The 21,444-nt window shown below is 70.4% G+C and carries 11 protein-coding genes and 1 pseudogene; 8 read left to right on the top strand and 4 right to left on the bottom strand.

The genetic code is table 11. The features are described 5' to 3' along the window. From AB0J33_RS30780 to AB0J33_RS30795, 4 genes are all read right to left on the bottom strand, one after another. Positions 1-304: hypothetical protein (locus tag AB0J33_RS30780; protein WP_363618598.1), on the bottom strand; the 304-nt coding region annotated here is incomplete at its 3' end. A gap of 351 nt (positions 305-655) precedes the next feature. Further along, positions 656-8,158: a CHAT domain-containing protein gene (locus AB0J33_RS30785; protein ID WP_363618600.1), complete on the bottom strand. Its 7,503-nt coding sequence runs from the start codon at positions 8,156-8,158 to the stop codon at positions 656-658. Between the two features lie 115 nt (positions 8,159-8,273). Continuing rightward, on the bottom strand, positions 8,274-9,284 hold the full coding sequence (locus tag AB0J33_RS30790) for an acetylxylan esterase (RefSeq protein ID WP_363618602.1): 1,011 nt from the start codon (positions 9,282-9,284) through the stop codon (positions 8,274-8,276). A gap of 19 nt (positions 9,285-9,303) precedes the next feature. Then, positions 9,304-10,341 (bottom strand): LacI family DNA-binding transcriptional regulator, encoded by a 1,038-nt coding sequence (locus tag AB0J33_RS30795; RefSeq protein WP_363618604.1) that lies wholly within the window; start codon positions 10,339-10,341, stop codon positions 9,304-9,306. 318 nt (positions 10,342-10,659) lie between these two features. On the opposite strand from AB0J33_RS30795, the gene AB0J33_RS30800 reads away from it, so the two are divergent. The 8 genes and pseudogenes from AB0J33_RS30800 to AB0J33_RS30835 all read left to right on the top strand — a co-directional run. Beyond that, positions 10,660-13,035 (top strand): glycoside hydrolase family 3 N-terminal domain-containing protein, encoded by a 2,376-nt coding sequence (locus AB0J33_RS30800; RefSeq protein WP_363618606.1) that lies wholly within the window; start codon positions 10,660-10,662, stop codon positions 13,033-13,035. Between the two features lie 10 nt (positions 13,036-13,045). Further along, positions 13,046-14,032 carry an ABC transporter permease subunit gene (locus AB0J33_RS30805; RefSeq protein WP_363618608.1) on the top strand — a complete coding sequence of 329 codons (987 nt, stop codon included), beginning with the start codon at positions 13,046-13,048 and terminating at the stop codon, positions 14,030-14,032. Continuing rightward, positions 14,029-14,940, top strand: a complete 912-nt coding sequence (locus AB0J33_RS30810; RefSeq protein WP_363618610.1) for a carbohydrate ABC transporter permease — start codon at positions 14,029-14,031, stop codon at positions 14,938-14,940. The genes AB0J33_RS30805 and AB0J33_RS30810 overlap by 4 nt, the downstream gene beginning before the upstream one ends. Before the next feature lie 53 nt (positions 14,941-14,993). After that, positions 14,994-16,631: an extracellular solute-binding protein gene (locus tag AB0J33_RS30815; protein WP_363618612.1), complete on the top strand. Its 1,638-nt coding sequence runs from the start codon at positions 14,994-14,996 to the stop codon at positions 16,629-16,631. Positions 16,632-16,715: 84 nt separating this feature from the next. Continuing rightward, positions 16,716-17,405, top strand: coding sequence for a hypothetical protein (locus AB0J33_RS30820; protein ID WP_363618614.1), 690 nt, complete (start codon positions 16,716-16,718; stop codon positions 17,403-17,405). A 36-nt stretch (positions 17,406-17,441) separates the two neighbouring features. Beyond that, positions 17,442-19,577 (top strand): alpha-glucuronidase, encoded by a 2,136-nt coding sequence (locus AB0J33_RS30825; protein ID WP_363618616.1) that lies wholly within the window; start codon positions 17,442-17,444, stop codon positions 19,575-19,577. 291 nt (positions 19,578-19,868) lie between these two features. Next, on the top strand, positions 19,869-21,197 hold the full coding sequence (locus AB0J33_RS30830; protein WP_363618617.1) for a PHB depolymerase family esterase: 1,329 nt from the start codon (positions 19,869-19,871) through the stop codon (positions 21,195-21,197). Between the two features lie 35 nt (positions 21,198-21,232). After that, positions 21,233-21,444, top strand: a pseudogene (locus AB0J33_RS30835) (1,4-beta-xylanase); the annotation flags it as partial.

Here is a 21,444-nt window from a genome sequence, read left to right on the forward strand (position 1 = left end):
CGTTGTTGTTCAACAGCAACGGGTCGAAGAAGGCGGCGTACGACGCGGTCCTCGCCGCGTTGAACAACGGCACCACGCCCACCGACCCGCCGACCACCCCGCCGACCACTCCGCCCACCACCCCGCCCAGCGGCAGCTGCACCGCGACCCTGCAGGACGGCACCCGGTGGGGCGACCGGTTCAACAGTTCGGTGACCGTCAGCGGGGCGAGCAGCTGGACCGTCGTGGTCTCGGTGACCTCGCCGCAGAGGGTCTCCTCCACCTGGAACGGCAGCCCGAGCTGGGACACCAGCGGAAACGTCATGACCATGCGGTCGAACGGCAGCGGCAACGTCTTCGGCTTCACCACCATGGCCAACGGCAACTGGAGCCGACCAGTGGTGCAGTCCTGCACCGCCTCCTGAGCGTCTAAGCAGGCTGAGGGGCGGCGACGGACCCCCGTCGCCGCCCCGTTCTGTCCGGTTGGCGGGCTGGGCCGGCAGCGGGTGCGGTCCGGCACATGAGCCCGCGTGCGGCGACGTGCACAACGCAGCCGGCCGTGCGGTGGTGAGCGCCCGTCAGGGGTCGGCGGTGGCGGGCGCTCGCCGTCCAGCGGTGCCGAGCCCGGCACCGCTGGACGGATGGCGTGAGGCGGCCCCACCGACGGTGCCGGGGTTCACGGTCCGAAGTGCAGGTGTGAGGCCCAGAGCTGCGGCCTGCCGGGATGGCGTCGCCGGATGGCCCGGGTGGTGTGGTGCAGGGCGACCGCGGGTGGCAGCCCCTGTCTCAGGTTTCGGTAGAAGTGCCAGGCCACGGACGGCGCCACGGCGTCGGAGATCGGCCACAGGGTCGCGATGGCGTGCACGAAACCCGCGATCTGGAACGCCGAGGCGAGGTGGACCGGCTCGTTGAGCAGCCTGGGTGAGACGACCCCGGTTGTACAGGCGGAGAGGTAGGCCAACCACGCCCGGGGCGCGTCCGCACGGATTAGCTGGCCGATGGTCAACACCTCGTCGTGCAGCCGCAGATAGCCGGCCGCCGGGTCACGGCGGTCCGCCACGGCGTGACAGGCGAAGTGCGCGATCGTCGTCCCGGGTAGCGCGGCAAGCACCGCGGCCGGGTTGGCGCGGTCGCCCACCAGCGGTTCCGACCCGACGCCGAGGACGCGTCGCACCGCTTCGCACTCGGCCTCGGCGAAGGCCAGGGGCGCGTACCCGTCGCGGACCGGGGTGCGGCTCCCGACCAGGAGCACGCCCGTGTCGTCGATGGTGGTGGGCCGGCCACGGCGGTCCAGGGAGCGGACGGTCAGCGTGTACGACGAGACCACCCGGTCCAGGGTGACCCGCCGTGTCGGGTCGGCCTCGTCGTCCTCATGGTGGCCCGCCGCGTGCAGGGGCAGCATCGACAGCACGTCGGTGGGCATCCAACAGATGTGCGGCCAGGCGTCGTCGGCGTCGATCGCGGTGGTGTGACCCAGCGCGTGCAGGATCGGCTCCATCGTGGTGTCCCACAACCAGGCGAGTACGTCGTGCACGTCGTCGGCGTCGCCCTCGTGGCCGGGTTCGGGGTCGACCGCGCGGAGGAACCGGTCGGCCTGCTCACGCAGTCGTTCCTGTCCGAGCTGAGGGAGCGGAACGTGGTCGACCGTGTCCGCGGTGAGGACGAGCGCGGCGCACCCGTGCGGGGTGACGTTGATGGCCACCACGGTGTGTTCACCGACGACCGCGCGCAGGTCTGTCACGGTGGGCGGAAGCCCGAAACGCTCGTGGCCGGGCAGTGACCGGATCCGGTCGAGAAGACGCCGCCATTGCGCTGCCAGTTCCCGTGGCTCCCGCAGGCCCGGTCCGGCGGTGTGATCCCGGCCGTGGCTGTGGGCCAGCAACCACCGCAACTGCTCGACGTCCTCGGCCGTCGACGGATGATCGCGGCGCAGGCCGGTCAGATCGTTGTGCGCGTCGAGCGCCTGACGGACGAGGAACGCCCGGCCGTTCTCCAGGCGTTCCCAGGCCGCCTCGACCTGCGGCGGGTCGGCAGCGAGCTCCATCCAGGCCGCGAGTGGTCCGAAACCTTGGAGGTCCTCCAGGTGGCGCAACCGGTCCGCTTCGCTGAGCCCCTCCTCCACGAGCTGCGGGAGCAGACCGGTGACCAGTTCGACGGCCTCCCGGGCCTGCTCGAGGTCGCCGACCAGCGCCGCGCGTTCCGCCCAGGTGCGGGCCGATCGCGCCTGCTGGGCCGGGTAGGTGGCGGGGGCGCGGGCGGCATCGTGCCAGTACCGCATCGCGTACGTCGGCGCCTCCGGCTCGTCCGAACCGGCCGTGGCCAGGTCGAAGAGGTTCGCCCAGTCGGCGCGCAGGCCCGCGTTGCCGGGGTCCAGTTCCAGCGCGGCGATGAGTGCTTCCGCCGCGAACTGGAGGTCATCGGATGACGACCGGTTCAGGGCGCGGCCGAGCAACGCCTTGGCGAGTACCGCCAGCCGCTGCGCTCGGCTGGTGTCGTCGACGGTGGTGGCGTTGACCGCGCGCAGCGCCGCGTCGACCACGAGATCGATGTCTCCGCCCAGTTCCTGTTCGCTCGCCGTGAGCAGGATCCGGGCGAGTGTGGCCTGTCCCGCCGCGTGGTCGGCAGCGCCGGGTGGTGCCAGCTCCGCGGCCTCGGTGGCGGTCGTGACGGCGGCGGCGAGCGTAGCCGGATCGGCATCGTGTTCATACAGCGTGTGCAGCCGGGCGGCCAGGGAGATGAGGTGACCGGTTCGGGCGGGGTCGTCGGCGGACAGCGCCTCGGTGACGTCGCGGGACGCCTGGACGGCTTGCCCGAGGTCGTTGCCGTTACCCGTGTACCGGTACCGCTCGGTCAGGATCGCGGCCAGTGCGCTGCGGAGCTCGACCCGCCTATCGGTCTGGTCCGCCGACGTCGAGGCGATCGCCCGACGGGCCACGGCGACGGCCAGGTCGAGGTCACCCACGTCGGAGCTGTACCGGAACCGGCTCTGTAGCGCCAACACGTAGGTGAACATGATGATCGTCCGGTCCGGCGCGTCCGTGGGGAGACCGGCGACCGTGTCCCGTAGAAGTGCGACAGCTTCCTCGATGTCGTCGCGGGTTTCGGTGACCTGCGAGCGCAGCAGCAGGGCCGAGGCCAGTTGTACCCGCTGTAGCTCCGAGGCCCGGTGCGGTGTCGCTGCGTCGTCGGCCTGTGTCACGACCCGGCGGAGGATGTCGACCGCCTCGTCGAGATCGGCTCGCTCCCCGGACTGCTCGAACCTGTTCAGCAGGGCGCCGCCGAGCACGCTCAGAAGTGTCGAGCCGGGTTCGCCACCGTCGGCTGCCGCGGCCTCGACGTCGGCGCGGCTGCGCGCCACGAGCCGCTCCACGGCGTCGTCGCTCTCGGCCGAGCCGTGGTAGAGCCCCGCGATCAGGTCGACGAACGTCGTCGTCCCGGGTTCGGCGGCGGCTGCCTGCGCGGCCCGGGCCGCGGCCGCGCCATCCTCGGGCAGCATCGAGAGCTGGTAGCGGTGCTGGAGGATGACCGCCACCCCGCCCAGTAGCTGAGCGCGGACGGTCGGAACGGCCCGGTCGGCGCAACGGCGGGCCTCGTCCAGCACGGCCTCCAGCCCGTCGTCGCGTCCGGTGGTGGTGTACCTGATCGCCATCGCGCCCAGCTGGTTGACCAGCATCGCTGGTCGCTCCGGGTCGTCCGCACCGCAGAGGTCCATGGCCTGGCCGGTGGCCTCGACGGCGCCGTCGATGTCATCCGTACGGCGCGTGATGACGAACAGCATGGTGCGGATGCGCCCCAGGTTGCTCAGCGTCGTCGCGCGATCCCGGCTCCCGGGCTGGGCCGCCGCGACCGCACGGCGGCCGTACTCCGCAGCCTCCTCGATGTCGGCGGGGACGGCGCGTTGTCGAAACCGTTCCATCAGCGCTGCCGACAAGCTCGTCAACGCGCCACAGAGCTCCGGGTCGCCGGGATCGGTGCCCTCCACGGCCTGGCGCGCCACGGTCACCGCGGCATCCCCGTCGGCAGCCGCTCCGGCGCGTTCGAATCGCATCCGAAGAGCGACCGCCAGGCTGGAGAGGATGCGGAAGCGGTGCGGTGACGGCAGGTCCGCCGCGATGCGTAGCCCGTCGATGGCGTCGTCCAGGTCGGCGGCCGCGCCGCCGAACTCGTATCGGACGACGAGGCCGTTGCTCAGGTTGAACAGCGCCGCCGCGCGCGGTTCCGGATTGTCGCCGAACGCCGCGACGGCGGTGCGGCCGACCTCGATGACCTCGTCCAGGTCCGCGGCGGAACCGTTCAGGCGGAACCGGTGTCGAAGCTGGGTGGCGAGGTTGGTCAGGCAGCCCGCCCAGTCCGGCGAGCCTTCGGGCAGGGTGTCGAGGTACGAGCGGAGCAGGCCGATCAGCCGATCGAGGGCGGTCGGATCGGCCTGGGTACGCGGGTCGTACATCAGCCGTCTCGCCTCGGCGGCCCAGGTCGCGGGGTCACCGTCGGCGACGCCCGGGTCCGCGGCGGCCATTGCCCGCAGCAGCTCCCGTAGTGGCTCCGGCACCAACTGTTCCCGGTCGGGCATGAGGTGACCGAAGGTGACCAGCGCCTCCGTCAGGTCGGTCTGGGTGAGTCCGGCCTGGTGCGCCCACCACATCGCCATCGCGTGCAGGTAGTCCGACAGCTCCCCGCGATCCGTCATCCCGGCTGCGATGGCGTCGCGTGTCATGGCCGAACTGTCGATACCGAACGCCTCTTCGAATGCCAGCTGTTGGCGGATCTCGTCGGGTAGCGGTGCCCCGGTTATCGTCTGCCAGCGATCCTCCAGCGCCGTGAGCCCCACCGTCTGTGCGATCACGATGAGAGAGGTCGCCGGCGAGTCGAGAATGGACGTGCCGGCCACACGGTGAAAGTCGTCGAACAGGGCGACGCCCCTGATCGCGTCGTCCAGCGCCTGGCTGGCGTCCCCCCGGGACATCCCGATCCGCGCGAGCAGGCCGTAGGTGCCCGCCAGCGCGCGGCGGTCCAGGTTCTGCGCCTGGGCCAGCCCTTCCCGTACGACGTGGTCGGCGGTCTCCTCCTCGTGCCGGCGCAGATGGAACCAACCGAGCGCGTGGCGCCCACGGAGGATCAGCCCGTCCGAACCGCGCTCCGCACCGAGCGCGATGATCTTGCGAAACCAGGTCCTGGCCTCCTCCGGCCGGTCCTGCTGGTCGAGGAGCTGGCCGAGAGTGTCGTAGCCGTCCGCCATCGCACCGTAGTCGCCGACCTGCTCGGCGACCTCGACGAACCGGGTCTGCCAGCGCTGCGCCTCGGCGTGGTCACCGCGCTTCCCGATCACGAAACCGAGCAGTCGGCAGACGTCGGCGTACCTGGTCGTCTCGGAGATTTGCAGGAACAGTTCCGCGGCGCGGCGATAGAGCTTCTCCGCCTCCTCAAGACGGTCGCGCTGCTCAAAAACCTCACCGAGGTTGCGATAGACGCCCGCGGCGCCGGCATGATCCTCCATGGCCAGGTGGGCGTCCAGGGCCAGTCGCAGCCAGTGCTCGGCCGCACCGAGACGGTTTTGCTTTCTCGCCACGATCGCCAGCGACTGCAGTCGGATGGTCTGGGCGGCCCGATCCCCTGCCCCGGTCACGATGTCGAGCGACCTCCGGTAGAGACGCTCGGCCTCCTCGAGCTCGCCACGGTTCTCCGCGACGAAACCGAGCTGGTGGTACGTGTTCGCACGCTCGGCCTCGTCCACCCCGACCAGTGCCCGGCGGTACCACTGTTCTGCGTCGTCCCATCGCTGGCGGGTCTCGGCGACCCGGCCGAGCTGATGTTCCAGCACCCGCAGACTCCTCGCGGAATCGCCATGGGCCGCGAGAGCGTCATGCACCTGTAGGTAGAGCCGCTCGGCATGGTCGACGTCGCCGGCACGCAGCCACTTGCGGGCCTGGGACATCGTCTGTAGCTCCCAGAGGGTGCCCGCCCACCCGCCGAGCGGAGGGGGCCACCCCTCGCCGCCGCCCTCGAGCGCGTCACGGCACCGCTCGAACCACAGCAGGGATTCGGCGAACAGACACCGACTGTCGGCCAGCTCGTCGAACGGCTGATAGATGCTCGCGGCCATGCCCCAGTCACCGTCCGCGAGTGCGCCGCCGAACACGGTGCCATAGGTGTGCCGCTGGAAGTAGATCATCCAGAACGTGAGTTCGGGGTCCGCGCCGGCGAGGTCGTGCTTGACGAGCATCGGCCCGATCTGCGCGTAGATGTGGTAGAGGAACCGCATCGTCGTCGCATGCTCCGCCTCGTACGACTCGGCGGCGTCCGCCCGCCAGGCCAGGTCCAGGTATCGGCGGACCGCGGGGTCGAGCAGGTAGAGGTAGTTGCCGACGTAGCGGTACAGGCCGGCCCGGCTCGCCTCCTCGAGAATCGGCTCCCACACGTCGGCGTCCCGATCGGCGATCCGGGCCGGAATGTGCCCGTGCCGGGACACCAGGCCGAGCGCGTCAAGGTCGGCGTGGTCGCGGAACAGGCTGGTCACGACGAGCTGGCGCCGCGCGTGCGGGCTCAACTTCGTCAGGACGTACGCGAACACCCATGGCAGCGAGGTCTGTTCTTCGGCGGGAAGGGCCGGCACGAGGTCCGATTCGGCGACGAACTGCTCCGGCGTTCCCGACGACAGCAGCGGGACGGCCAGGCGCAGGCTCAGCGGGTTGCCGCCGATCCGCCGCATCAGTTCGAGGAAGGCGGGCCGCGACCGGGTCGCCGCCGGCAGTTGTCGTTCGGCGAATTCCATCGCCTCGACGGGGTCGAAGCCGTGGACTTCGATGCGGGTCGCCTCGGCGATCCAGTCCTCGGTGGCACGACTGGTGATCACGACGGTGCTCCCGGTCTCCGTCAGCCGGCGGAGGAATCCGGCCAGCTCGCTGGCCTCCTCGCCGGTCAGGGCCGGGGTCGTGCAACCGGGGTCGGGCAGCGAGTGGGCGATCTCCAGGCCGTCCAGGAAGATCAGCATCGGCCGCCTGGACAGCGCGGTCAGGGTCAGCTCCACCCAGCTGGCACGGTTGCCGGGGCGTAGGGGCTGGTGATCACGTCCGTGGATCTGGCGGCTGAGCGCGGCGGCGAGGTGGGCCGCCGCGAACGTCGGCGCCCCGGACTCGACCGGATGCCACAGCACCCGCTCGTGTCCGGCCGTCTGGCCCATCGTCACCGACCACCGTCCGAAGGCCCGGGCCGCCTCGCTCTTGCCCGTGCCGGACGGTCCGTGCAGGATCACCGGTCTCTTCTGCCGGGCCGCGGCCTGGATCGTCGCAATCAGTGAGTCGCTTCCGACCGGGTCGGTCATCGAGTGCAGCATGCCGCCGCTGTTGCCGTCCGCGTTCCGCAGCTCGTCCAGCTTCTCGTCGGTCCGACCGGGCTCGCGGTCGGTCCGTGCCCGGGGGATACCCGGGTCGGCGCTGAGGACGAGCGCCGGCAGCAGCCGGTCGGCGCGCCGCCGGACCACCGAGTCGGAGGTGCCGCGGGCGAGACGACGACGGCCCGCCGCGACCGCCTCGGTGAGATGCCCTCCGCCGAGCAGTTCGTCGTAGACGGTCAGCAGGAATTCCGCGGCGGCCGTCGCGTGCAGTGCCGAACCGAGGGTGATGACCGCCTTGGCGCCTTCCTCGACGATGCGGACCGCCTGAGCCGTGACCGCCGCCCGGCTGTCCGGGTCGGATCGACCGCCGGGAAGCACCACGATCGGCACGCCGAGGGCGCCGAGGCCGTCCTGAATCGGCACGCCGTCCTCGATGTGGATGACGTGGATGGGCTGGCCCGCCTCGGCCCGTGACCGTACGAGAGCGACCACCTTGTCGCTGTCGTATCCGTCGGGGGTGTGGAAGGCCTCCACCCCGATCGGCGCCCGCAGTGCGCCGAGCCGGACGGCCATCCGCCGGCTCACCAGCCGGTGCGGCCCGCTGCCGTCCGGGCCGCCGACCAGGACGATCACCCGCAACTGCTCTCCCGGCAGCTCCACCGGTGGCGGCGTCGACGGCCGGACCTCGCCGACGATCGCGGTCTCGGCCTGACCGGCACGGCCGTCGCCGATCTCGAACGACGTACGCAGGTGATCGTCGAGATACCACCGGACGAGTTCCGTGGTCTCCGGGCCCCACTGAACGCCGGCCAGCTCGTCATCAATGTGGACTGTCAACCGCTGATCCATGGCGCGCACCCCGACCTGCCATCAGATGGCGTCGTGCGGATCGTCTGCTAGACACAGTGCCCCCGGCCGACGGCACCCACACCAGCGAACCACGGGCGGGCAACCGGCAGAGCTGCTAGCGCTGCGCGGCCCGGTGGTCCGACCGCAGCACCGTGTCCAGCCAGCGCAGCTGACGTCGGACGTGGACGGCCTCACCGCCCTCGTGACCGTTGAACGGGTAGACGTGCATCTCCCGCTCGGGCGGGACCGGTCGTCCGTTCGCGGCACCGTAGTGGTTGTAGGCGGCGAAGGCGGTTCGTGGTGGGCAGACGGTGTCGCGCCGGCCGACGCCGAAGTGCGCCGGCGCCGTCGCGCGCCGCGCGAAGCTGACCCCGTCGACATAGGACAGGGTGCGCCAGACCGCCTCCTCGGCCTCCCGCTGCACGGCCAGGTACCGGGCGATCTCGCCGTACGGTGCGAGGTCGGTGAGCGCGACGGCCCGGCGCATGTCGCACAGGAACGGAGCGGTGGTCAACACCGCACGGAGATCGTCGACGAGACCGGCCACCGCCAGGGCGATGCCTCCGCCCTGGCTGTTGCCGACCACGGTGACCCGGTCACCCTCGACGCCCGGCAGCGCGCGGACCGCCTCGACCGCCCGGACCGCGTCGGTGATCAGGCGACGGTAGTGGTAGTCACGCGGGTCGAGGATTCCCCAGGTCACCGGCGAGGGCCCGCCGGGCGCGCCGTGCGGGTCGGGGGTGTCCCCGGCGCCGTGCTGCCCGGCCTGGCCCCGGTTGTCCATCAGCAGGTGCGCGTACCCGGCGGTGGGCCAGGTCAGCCGCTCGTGGGGCAGGCCCCGGCCACGGCCGTAGCCGGCGTACTCCACCACGGCCGGCAGCGGCTCCCGAACACCTGCCGGGCGGGTGTACCAGGCCCGTACGGGGTCGCCGCCGAAGCCCGCGAACGTGACGTCCCAGGAGTCGAGCAGCCGTAGGTCGGTGGGCTCCGGACGGACGTCGACGAGCACCGGCGCCCCGGTCGCCTCGGCGAGCGTGTCCCGCCAGAACACGTCGAAGTCGTCGGGCTCGTCGACCTCGGGGGCGTAGCGCTGAAGGTCGTCGAAGGTGAGGGCGGAGTGGGGCACGGGTCCTCGCAGGGGCCGGTCAGTGCGGGTTGGCGGGGGGTGCGGTGCTCTCCCGGACGACCAACTCGGTCACCAGGTCGATCCGGCTGGTCGCCGGCTCGTTACCCCTGGTCAGGTCGAGCAACATCTGGGTGGCGATGCCGGCCATGTCGCGCAACGGCTGGTTGATCGTGGTGAGCGCCGGGTCGGTCCAGGCGGAGACCGGCAGGTTGTCGTACCCGATCACGGAAAGGTCCTCGGGCACTCGGAGGCCGCACTGACGGGCGGCCCGGAGCACTCCCATGGCCTGGATGTCCGACCCGGCGAAGATCGCCGTGGGTCGGTCCGGGCGCTGGAGCAGTTGCAGCCCGTGGGCGTGCCCGGCGCCGGCGGAGAAGCTGCCGTAGCGGATCAACTCGCGGTCGACCACTATTCCCGCCTCGTCGTGGGCCGACTGGAATCCGGCGGCGCGGGCACGGCTGCAGAGCACGTCGGGGGGCCCGGAGATGATGGCGATCCGTCGGTGGCCCAGCTCCAACAGGTGCCGGGCGGCGAGTAGGCCGCCGTTCCAGTTGTTCGACCCGACGGTGGGCACGGAGGCCGAGGTCGCGCTGTCGGTGTCGACGACGACGAAGGGGACGCCCTGTCGCCGCAGGTGCTGTTGTTCCGCCTCGGCCAGGTGGGAGAGGACGAACACCACGCCCAGTGGGCGGTCGGCGAGTAACGCGTCCAGCCAGCGGGCGGGCGGGCGGTGCGCGCCGTCGAGCTGGGCGACCGACAGCCCGATGCCGGCCGCGGAGGTCACCGCCTCGACGCCCCGCAGGATCTCCATGGCCCAACCCGTGTCGAACTCGTGGAAGACGAGGTCGATCCGGCCCCCGCTGGTCGAGTGGCGTCGGGCGCGGCGCTGGTACTGGTGGCGGTCGAGGCTCGCCTCCACCCGCGCTCTCGTGCCGGGAGCGACATCGCCACGTCCGTTGAGGACCTTGGACACCGTCGCGACCGAGACGCCGACGTCGTTGGCGATGGTCGCGATGGTGGCCGAGGCGGGTGGGCCGAGCGGGTGGTGCTCTGTCATCGCGGCCTCATACAACATCCGAAAGTTTCGGCAGACCTTAACACGATCAGACATTCACGCCAGTCGGTCCGGCGAACGGTCGGCCCCGGGGCGGGCCACGGCATGGGTCACCGGCGACCGGGCGCCGAGGGCAGGGTCATCGGGTGCGGCAAGAGGCCCTGGCAGTCCGATTGAGACCCTTGACAGGCATCGATGCGGACCTTAGGTTGCCGAAAAGGTTGCGCAGGTTTCCGGAAAGTTTCGGATCGTGAGAAACGTCCGCCACGGAGCTGGTTCCACCAGGGCACGGGGATGTGGCCGGAGCTAAGGGGTCTTGGCATGAGCAGTCAGTTGCCCGGGGACAGCGACGCCGCACCGTGGCGCGATCAGCGGCTGTCGCCGATCGAGCGTGCCGAGGCGCTCCTGCCAGTGATGTCCCTGGAGGAGAAGATCGCCCAACTCGTCGGCGTCTGGGTCGGCGCGGAGGCCAGCGGCGAGGGCGTCGCGCCGCACCAGTCGGACATGATCAGCGAGCTGCCGCCGTGGAGCACCGTCATCCGGTACGGGCTGGGGCAGCTCACCCGCCCCTTCGGCACCGCCCCGGTCGACCCGGTGCTCGGCGCCCGGTCGCTGGCGGCGTCGCAGGCGCAGATCGTGGCCGCCAGTCGGTTCGGCATCCCGGCGCAGGTGCACGAGGAGTGCCTCACCGGGTTCGCCGCGTGGCGCGCCACCGTCTATCCGACCCCGCTGAGCTGGGGCGCCTCCTTCGACCCGGAGCTGGTTGAGGCCATGGCCGACCGGATCGGGCGGTCGATGCGCGCCGCCGGCGTGCACCAGGGCCTCGCCCCGGTCCTGGACGTCACCCGCGACTACCGCTGGGGTCGCACCGAGGAGACGATCGGCGAGGACCCCTACCTGGTGGGAACGACCGGCACCGCGTACGTGCGGGGCCTGGAGCGGGCCGGCGTGGTGGCCACGCTGAAGCACTTCGCCGGCTACTCCGCCTCCCGCGGCGGACGTAACCTCGCGCCGGTGCCGATGGGCCGCCGCGAACTGGCCGATGTCATCCTGCCGCCGTTCGAGATGGCGCTGCGCTACGGCGGCGCCCGCTCGGTGATGAACTCCTACGCCGAGATCGACGGTTTGCCCGTCGCCGCGGACCACGGGATGCTCACCGGGCTGTTGCGCGACGAGTGGGGCTTCACCGGCACCGTGGTGGCCGACTACTTCGCCGTACGCTTCCTGCAGACCCTGCACGGTGTCGCCGAGGACGCCGCCGACGCCGCCCGGCTCGCCCTGCGGGCCGGGATCGACGTCGAGCTACCCACGGTGGACACCTTCGGCGAACCGTTGGTGGAGGCCGTGCGCCGCGGCGAGGTCGACGAGGCGCTGATCGACAGCGCGTTGCGGCGGGTGTTGATCCAGAAAATCGAGATCGGTCTGCTCGACGAGGGCTGGCGTGAGCTGCCCGACGACGTGGCGTCCCTGCGCTTCGACGACGAGGCCAGCCAGGACATCGCCGTACGCCTGGCCCGGGAGTCCGTCGTCCTGGTGCGCAACACCGGCATCCTCCCGCTGCCGGCCGGCGGACGGGTCGCCCTGGTCGGCCCGGCCGCCGACGACCCGATGGCCCTGCTCGGCTGCTACTCGTTCCCCAACCACGTGGGTGTCCACCACAGCGATTTCGGGCTCGGCCTGGCCATCCCCTCACTGCGCGACGAGTTGGCCCGACGCGTTCCGCTGCTCACCCACGAGCCGGGCTGCGCCATCACCGGCGAGGACACCTCGGGCATCCCGGCCGCCGTCGCCGCGGTCGCCGCCGCCGACGTGTGCGTGCTGGCCGTCGGCGACCGGGCGGGAATGTTCGGCCGGGGCACCTCCGGCGAGGGCTGCGACGCCGCCGACCTGCGGCTACCCGGCGTGCAGGCCGACCTCGTCCGTGCCGTCCTGGCCACCGGCACGCCTGTCGTCCTGGTGTTGATGACCGGTCGCCCGTACGCGTTGGGCCCGGAGTTCGACGGCGCGGCAGCCGTGGTGCAGGCGTTCTTCCTCGGCCAACTCGGCGCGCAGGCGCTCGCCGAGGTGCTCACCGGCGCGGTGAACCCCTCCGGGCGGCTGCCGGTCAGCGTTCCCCGTGACGCTGGAGGGCTGCCGAGCACCTACCTCGCACCGCCGCTCGGCCGACGCAACAAGGTCTCGTCGATCGATCCCACTCCGGCGTACCCGTTCGGCCACGGGCTGAGCTACACCACCTTCGAGTGGTCCGACCCCGTGGTGGTCGAGTCGGCGAGCGCGCCGGGGGACGAGCCGCCGGCCTGGCCGGTCGACGGCGAGGTGCGGGTACGGATCACCGTCGCCAACACCGGCGACCGGGCCGGCACCGAGGTCGTGCAGCTCTATCTGCACGACCCGGTGGCACAGACCACCCGTCCGGTGGTCCGGCTGATCGGCTACACCCGGCTGCCGTTGGCGTCCGGCGAGGTGGCGCACGTGACGTTCGGCGTACCGGCCGACGTGGCGTCGTTCGTCGGCCGGTCCGGCCGGCGGATCGTCGAGCCCGGCAGGGTCGAGCTGCGGTTCGGCCGGTCCAGCGCCGACACGGTGGCGACCCTGCCGCTGCGCCTGGTCGGCGCGGAGCGCGAGGTCGGCCACGAGCGGGAGATGCTCACGTCGGTACGGGTCGAGCCCCTCGTGGCCGTCGCGCAGTCGGCATAGGAGGCGCAGGATGACATCGACGATGCGGCCACCACCGCCGGCGCCACCCGCTTCCCGCGCCGAGGCGCGGAGTTCCGCGCCGCAGCCGCCGCGCCGCCGCAGTTGGCGGCAGGCGCTGCGCCGGGACTGGCAGCTCTACTCCCTCGCCGTCCTGCCGTTGGTGTTCTTCCTGGTCTTCCGGTACCTGCCGATGATCGGCAACATCATCGCCTTCCGCCGTTTCAAGCCGGGCGGCAGCATCTTCGGCGAGTACTGGGTGGGGCTGCGGTACTTCCGGATGTTCCTCAGCGACCCGACGTTCTGGGAGGTGTTCACCAACACCCTGGTGCTCGGCACGCTGACCCTGCTGTTCTGTTTTCCGCTGCCGATCGTGCTGGCGCTGCTGCTCAACGAGGTCCGGGCCCGCCGCTTCAAGCGGTTCGTCCAGTCGGTGTCGTACCTGCCGCACTTCCTGTCGATCGTGATCGTGGCGGCGATGGTCATGCAGTTGACCTCGATCGACGGCACGGCCAACCAACTCGTCCGGCTGTTCGGTGGGGACGCCGTGGCGTTCCTGCAACAACCGGAGTGGTTCCGCACCATCTACGTCTCGTCCGAGGTCTGGCAGACCGTCGGCTGGGGCACGATCCTCTACCTCGCCGCCCTCACCACCATCGACGAGGACCTGTACGAGGCCGCCCGGATCGACGGAGCCAGCCGGCTGCGGCAGACCTGGCACGTCACGTTGCCCGGCATCCGGCCGACGATGGTGACGCTGCTGATCCTCAACATCGGCAGTTTCCTGGCGGTCGGGTTCGAGAAGATCCTGCTGCTCTACAACCCGCTGACGTACCCGACCGCGGACGTGGTCTCCACCTATCTGTTCCGGATGGGCTTCCAGTCGAGCAACTTCAGTTACGCGGCCGCCATCGGCCTGTTCGAGGCGGTGATCGGGCTGATCCTGGTCCTGTCGGCGAACCTCGTCTCCCGTCGCACGGTGGGGACGAGCCTGTGGTGACCCTCGGCGCGAAGACCGACGCCCCGAAGACGCGTGGGCCGGTGGACGGTCGGGGTTACCGGGTCTTCCGAGTCGTCAACACGGTCGTCCTGCTCGGCGTCGTGGTCGTGACGTTGTACCCGTTCCTCAACATCGTGGCCCGGTCGTTGAGCGAGGAGGCGTACATCATCGCCGGAAAGGTCAGCGTCGTCCCGCGTGGGTTCGACCTGACCGCGTACCGGCTGGTGATGTCCGACTCGATGTTCTGGACGAACTACCGCAACACGGTGGTGTACACGGTGGTCGCGACGCTCATCTCGATCGTGTTGACCACCTGCTACGCGTACGTGCTGTCGAAGCCGCAGCTCAAGGGGCGCGGCGTGCTCGTCGGTGTCGCGCTGTTCACCATGTTCTTCTCCGGTGGCCTGATCCCCAACTACGTGCTGGTGACCAGCCTGGGGATGAAGAACACCATCTGGGCCGTGGCGATCCCCAACGCCATCAGCGTGTTCAACCTGCTGGTGATGAAGGCGTTCTTCGAGAGCCTGCCGAGCGAGCTGGAGGAGGCCGCGGCGGTCGACGGGCTGAACACGTACGGCATCCTGCTGCGGATCGTGCTGCCGCTGTCGAAGGCGATCGTCGCCACGATGGTGCTCTTCTACGCGGTCTCCTTCTGGAACTCCTGGTTCACCGCGTTCCTCTACATCGACCAGCAGGATCTGCTGCCGGTCACCGTGTACCTGCGCAACCTGATCGCGGGCGCCACCGACGCACAGCAGTCCGGCGCCGCCGACGCCGATGTCGTGCAGGCCGCGGCCACGCTCCAGGCCGTGACGATCGTGCTCACCACGCTGCCGATCCTGGCGGTCTACCCGTTCGTCCAGCGGTACTTCGTCTCAGGCGTCATGCTCGGCGCGGTCAAGGGATGACGGCGGGCGCCGCACCGCTCCACCTCCGAACCCCACCACCGAAAGGACGAGCCATGCTCCACAGAACGGGGCGCCGGGTGGCGATGGCCACCGCGGGTCTGCTCGCGCTCTCCCTTGCCACCGCCTGTTCCGAGGACCCCGGCGAGTCGAAGGACCTCTCCGAGAACCGGGTCGGCGCGATGGCCACCTACGGCGTCGGCGACCAGTTCAAGGCCACCGAGCCGCTGTCCTTCTCCACCCTCTACAACAACCACACGTTCTATCCGCTGAAGGAGGACTGGCTGTTCTGGTCGGAACTCACCAAGCGGACCAACGTCAAGATCGAGCCGGTGGCCGTGCCGCTGAGCGACTACGAGCAGAAGCGCAGCCTGCTGATCGGCGCCGGGGACGCGCCGCTGATCATCCCGAAGACGTACCACCCGCAGGAGGACGCGTTCGTGGCCTCCGGGGCGATCCTCCCGGTGAGCGACTACCTGGACCTGATGCCCAACCTCAAGGACAAGATCTCCAAGTGGAACCTCAAGCCGGAGATCGACAACCTGCGGCAGGCGGACGGTAAGTTCTACCTGCTGCCCGGGGTGCACGAGAAGCCCACACAGGACTACACGGTGCTGGTGCGCACCGACATCATGCAGGAGCTCAACCTGGCCGTCCCGAAGACCTGGGACGAGCTGTACACGGTGCTCAAGGCGATGAAGGCGAAGTACCCGAACGTCTACCCGTACTCCGACCTGTTCAGCAAGCCCAACCCGGCCGGCGCTCTGCTGAACATCCTCGGCTCGGCCCACGGCACCCAGGCCGGCTGGGACTACCAGCACGCCACCTGGGACCCGGCGGCGAAGAAGTTCAGCTACACCGGCTCGTCCGAGCAGTACAAGCAGATGGTCACCTACCTGCACAAGCTCGTGGCCGAGGGCCTGCTCGACCCGGAGAGCTTCACCCAGACCGACGACCAGGCCCGCCAGAAGCTCGCCAACGGCAAATCGTTCGTGGTCACCGGCAACGCGCAGACGCTGGTCAACAATCACCGTCCCGACCTGGCCAAGACCCTGCCGAACGCGAAGATGGCGAAGATCCCGCTGCCGATCGGCCCGGCCGGCGAGATCAATCCGTTCCCCCGGCTGGAGAACGGCATCATGATCTCCACGAAGGCCCGGGAGAGCAAGAACTTTGTGGCCATGATGCAGTTCATCGACTGGCTGTGGTATTCCGACGCCGGCATGGAGTTCGCCCGCTGGGGTGTCGAGGGCACCACCTTCACCAAGGACGCGTCCGGCAAGCGCTCGGTCACCGCCGACGTCGACTTCCTCGGGATCAACCCGAAGGGCACCAAGCACCTGCAGAAGGACTTCGGCTTCCACAACGGCGTCTTCGCCTACGGCGGCACCCCGGACCTGGTCCGCGGGTTCTTCTCCCCGGAGGAGCTGGAGTTCCAGAAGGTCATGGACGCCCGCAAACCGAGGGAGGTCCCCCCGCCGCACCCGTTCACCGACGAGGAACGCGAGCAGGTGTCGCTCTGGGAGACCCCGCTGAAGGACTTCGTCACCCAGAACACGCTGAAGTTCGCACTCGGCCAGCGCCCCCTCAGCGAGTGGGACGCGTACGTGGTCGAGCTGAAGGCGAAGAACTCCGAGCAGTACATCGATCTGGTCAACAAGGCGTACGAGCGGTTCCAGAAGAACAACGGCTGAGTGGCGCGGAGTCCGGTCGGGTGGTTCCCCCGCCCGACCGGACTCCCGGCAAGCGTTCGGCCACGTCGACCGGAGGGAGCGACCGTGAGTGGCGCGACCCGGGCCTGGCGACAGTTCGGCGACGGGCCACTGTCGCGGGTCGCCTCACGCGTCTACACCCTGCTCGTGGTCGAGCTGTTGCTGCTGCTCACCACCCTGCCCGGCCTGCTCCCGTTGGTGCTGCTGGGCCGCGACCCCAGCAACCTGCCGCTGGTCGCGCTCCTCCTGGTCCCGGTCGGCCCGGCGATCTCCGCCGCCCTGTACGCGTTGCGCCAGCAGGGACCCGACCTGACCGACCTGCGTCCCGCCGCCCTGTTCTGGCGCGGCTACCGGGCGAACGTCCTCGGGGTGCTGCGCGTCTGGGTGCCGACGCTGTCGTGGTTGGCGGTGCTCGGCGTGAACCTCGCCTACTCCGGTGCGGTCGGCCTGGCGAGCTGGTGGGCGGTGCCGCTGGTCCTGATCGCGGTGGGGGTGACACTTTGCGCGGCCAACGCCCTGATGATCACCTCGCTGTTCGACTTCCGCACCCGGGACGTGCTCCGACTGTCCGTGCACTTCCTCGTGCGTTCCCCCGCTGTCACCGTCGGCAACGCCTTGCTGCTGACCGCGGCGGCCGGGATCACCGCGGTCACCTCCGAGGCGGTGCTGATGTTGCTCGCGTCGATCGCGGTCCTGGCGTACCTGCGGGTCAGCGACCCGATGATCCACCTGATCCGGAAAGAGTTCACCACATGAGCCTGCCGGGCCGGGCCAGCGAGAGAAGGAGGACAGGTGAACGCCGAAGAGTCGGTGGAGTTGGAGCAACTGATGTTCGTCGAGGACCCGGTGGATGGTGACGAGCCGCGCGTCCACCCGGCCTGGCTGCCCCCGGAGGCGTTCCGGTCGCTCGGCGCGCGCCGCGTTCTGGTCCACGGTGACGGGTTGCTCGTCGACACCGTCCTCCACGAGGTGTCGCGTGCCTGCGCGCGTTACGGCGGGCGGGTGTGGCATTCCCCCTCCTGGGATGTCGACGTCGACCTGGTACTCGCCCTGCGGGGCGCCGACGAGCTGCCCAACCCGGCGGTGCAGGCGGCGCGCGCCGCCGCGGCGGCGCTGATCGAAGGCGCCGACGGCGAGCGGCTCGGCGACGAGGGTTTCCTGCTGGCACGGGCCGGTGACGTGACCGTGGTGCTGGCCGACGCGCCAGCCGGCCTGCTGTACGGGCTCTTCCACGTGGTCCGGCTCTGCGCGGCAGCCTTCGATCCGGCCCGCCCGGCGGAGCGGCACCGGCCCGCGCTGCGTCGGCGGATGCTCAACCACTGGGACAACGTGGCCGTGCACCCGGTGATGGGCCAGGTCGAACGGGGGTACGCGGGTGGCTCGATCTTCTGGCAGGACGGTCGTGCGCGCGGCGACCTGGCCCGGGTGCGCGAGTACGGGCGGCTGCTGGCCTCCTGCGGCGTCAACGCGATCTCGGTGAACAACGTCAACGTGGCCCGTACCGAGGCGCTGCTGCTCACCGAACGGCTCGGCGACGTGGCCGAGATCGCCGACGTGCTGCGTCCGTACGGCATCCGGGTGCACCTGTCGGTCAGCTTCGCCGCGCCGGTGGTCCTCGGTGGCCTGCCGACCGCAGACCCGTTCGACCCGGCGGTGCGGGCCTGGTGGGCCGCGACCACCCGGCGGGTGTACGAGCGCATCCCCGACTTCGGCGGCTACCTGGTGAAGGCCGACTCGGAGGGGCAACCCGGCCCGTTCACGTACGGGCGTGACCACGCCGACGGTGCGAACCTGCTGGCCGAGGCGCTGGCCCCGCACGGGGGAGTGGTGCACTGGCGGGCGTTCGTCTACAACCACCACCAGGACTGGCGGGACCGGTCCACCGACCGGGCCCGGGCCGCGTACGACCACTTCGCCCCGCTCGACGGGCGGTTCCGCACCAACGTGGTCGTCCAGGTGAAGTTCGGCCCGGTGGACTTCCAGACCCGCGAGCCGGTCTCCCCGGTGCTCGCCGCCATGCCGGCGACCCGGTTGGCGGTGGAGTTGCAGGTCACCCAGGAGTACACGGGACAGCAGCGGCACGTCTGCCATCTCGGCCCGTGGTGGAGTGAGGTGCTGCGCTTCGCCCCCTGGGGGCCGGGTGGGCGGACGATCGCCGACGTGGTCACGGGTGAGACGGCGGCGGGCGGCGGGCTGGTCGCCGTGGCCAACGTCGGCGACGACGTCTTCTGGACCGGGCATCCGTTGGCGCAGGCCAACCTGTACACGTTCGGCCGGCTGGCCTGGGATCCCCGTCGGGATCCGACGGAGATCCTCGACGAGTGGATCACGCTGACCTTCCCGCCGTCGGCGACGGCCGACGCCGAGCTGGTGCGGCGGACCCTGCACGAGATCATGGACGACTCGTGGCGCACCTACGAGCGCTACACGGCCCCGCTGGGCGTCGGATTCATGGTCAACCCCGGCGACCACTACGGCCCCGGCGTCGACGGGTACGAGTACACGCGGTGGGGCACCTACCACTTCGCCGACCGCGACGGCGTGGGCGTCGACCGCAGCCGGGCGTCGGGCACCGGCTTCGCCGGCCAGTACCCGCCGTACTGGGCCCAGGTGTACGAGTCGGTCGAGAGCTGCCCCGACGAGCTGCTGCTCTTCTTCCACCACGTGCCGTACGGTCACGTGCTGCACAGTGGCTCCACCGTCATCCAGCACATCTACGACACCCACTTCGCCGGGGTCGAGGAGGTCAGGGCGATGCGGCGACGGTGGCAGACGTTGCACGGGATGATCGACCCGAGCGTGTACGAGCGGGTCGCCGAACGTCTCGACGAGCAGGTGCGGTGTGCCACCGAGTGGCGCGACCAGATCAACACGTACTTCTTCCGCAAGTCCGGGGTGCCGGACGGGCGGGGGCGACGCATTTACTGATCGGCGGGGCCTGGCCGGACGGTCGGGCCTTGCTTCGCCTCGTGCTCGGCACCTTCCGGGAACCTTCCGATAATTGCTCGCAAGCCATTGCCGCTGACCACGCCCGCCAGGGTCGGTTGCTGCGCAGGTGACCACCGAATCCCTTGCCGCGAAAGGTTTCCGGAAGTCTTGACAATCGAGGGCGCTCGATTGAAGCTGACATGGTCACGCGAGCCGCGGTCAAGGTCGGGCGAAGGGCAGTCCTCGACTTAAGTCCCCTTCCACGCGCCTTTTTCGCAAGGGATCGCGACGATGACACTGAAGACAAGGACGCTTGGCGTCGCCATGGCGGCCGTGACGCTGGCCGCCGCCGCGTTGACGTTCGCCACCCCCGCGTCGGCGGCAACGCTCACGCAGGTGACCAACTTCGGCACCAACCCCACCAACCTGCAGATGCACCTGTACGTACCGGACCGGGTGGCGACCCGACCGGCGATCCTGCTGGCCCTGCACTACTGCACCGGGACCGGCCCGGCGTTCCACTCGGGCACGCAGTACGCGTCCCTCGCCGACCGGTACGGGTTCATCGTGATCTACCCGTCGGCCACCCGCAGCAGCAAGTGCTGGGACGTCTACTCGCCGCAGGCGTTGCGCCGCGGCGGCGGCAGCGACCCGGTCGGGCTCATGTCGATGGTCGACTACGTGCGGCAGCGCTACTCGGCCGACCCCGCGCGGATCTTCGCCACCGGCACCTCCTCCGGGGCGATGATGACCAACGTCATGCTCGGCGACTACCCCGACGTGTTCGCGGCGGGCGCCTCGTTCGCCGGGGTGCCGTTCGCCTGTTTCGCCACCGGTGGCACCTCGGAGTGGAACAGCGAGTGCGCCAACGGGCAAGTCGTCCGAACCGCGCAGCAGTGGGGTGACCTGGTCCGGGGGGCGTACCCCGGTTACACCGGCCCGCGGCCTCGGATGCAGATCTGGCACGGCACCAACGACGAGACGCTGCGCTACCCGAACTTCGGCGAGCAGGTCAAGCAGTGGACCAACGTGCACGGGTTGAGCCAGACCCCGACGTACACCGACACCCCGCAGTCCGGTTACACCCGCACCCGCTACGGCGGCAACGGCCCGATGGCGCCGGTCGAGGCGATCAGCATGCAGGGTGTCACGCACAACCTGCCGGTCGACGCCGCGCAGGTGATCCGCTTCTTCGGGCTGGACGGCTCCACCCCACCGCCGACCAGCCCACCGCCGACGACTCCACCGCCGACGACCCCACCTCCGACGACTCCACCTCCGACGACTCCGCCGCCCACCGAGGGCGCGTGCCGGGTCGGCTACACGGTCAACGCCTGGAACAGCGGTCTCACCGCGAGCGTCGCCATCACCAACACCGGTGCCACCGCCGTGAGCGGCTGGGCGCTGACCTTCACGCTGCCCACCGGGCAGCGCATCACCAGCGGCTGGAACGCCCAGTACGCCCCGGCGAGCGGTGCGGTGACCGCCCGCAACGTCTCCTACAACAGCACCATCGCCCCGAACGCGACGGTCGAGATCGGCTTCCAGGCCACACATGAGGGTGGCACCGGCAAGCCTTCGTCGTTCGCCCTCAACGGTGCCGCCTGTTCGGTGTCCTGATCCCTCTTTCCCACCCACCACAAAGGAGTCACACGATGAGAGCCGTGAGATGGAAGGCGGCATCGAGAGCCGCCATCGCGCTGACCGGCGCGGGTGCGCTCGCCGCCGGCGTGGCGCTGTTCCTGACGACGCCGGCCGCCGCCGGAACGACGCTGGGGGCGTCCGCTGCCGAGAAGGGTCGTTATTTTGGTACTGCGGTGGCGGCGGGTCGGTTGTCGGATAGTGCGTACACCACGATTTTGAACCG

The organism is Micromonospora sp. NPDC049645 (assembly GCF_040675155.1).
Taxonomy (GTDB): domain Bacteria; phylum Actinomycetota; class Actinomycetes; order Mycobacteriales; family Micromonosporaceae; genus Micromonospora.

Coding starts and splice junctions, on each gene's coding strand:
- AB0J33_RS30795 (WP_363618604.1), bottom strand. CDS start 10,341: ATGACAGAGCACCACCCGCTCGGCCCACCCGCCTCGGCCACCATCGCG.
- AB0J33_RS30815 (WP_363618612.1), top strand. CDS start 14,994: ATGCTCCACAGAACGGGGCGCCGGGTGGCGATGGCCACCGCGGGTCTG.
- AB0J33_RS30805 (WP_363618608.1), top strand. CDS start 13,046: ATGACATCGACGATGCGGCCACCACCGCCGGCGCCACCCGCTTCCCGC.
- AB0J33_RS30785 (WP_363618600.1), bottom strand. CDS start 8,158: ATGGATCAGCGGTTGACAGTCCACATTGATGACGAGCTGGCCGGCGTT.
- AB0J33_RS30830 (WP_363618617.1), top strand. CDS start 19,869: ATGACACTGAAGACAAGGACGCTTGGCGTCGCCATGGCGGCCGTGACG.
- AB0J33_RS30800 (WP_363618606.1), top strand. CDS start 10,660: ATGAGCAGTCAGTTGCCCGGGGACAGCGACGCCGCACCGTGGCGCGAT.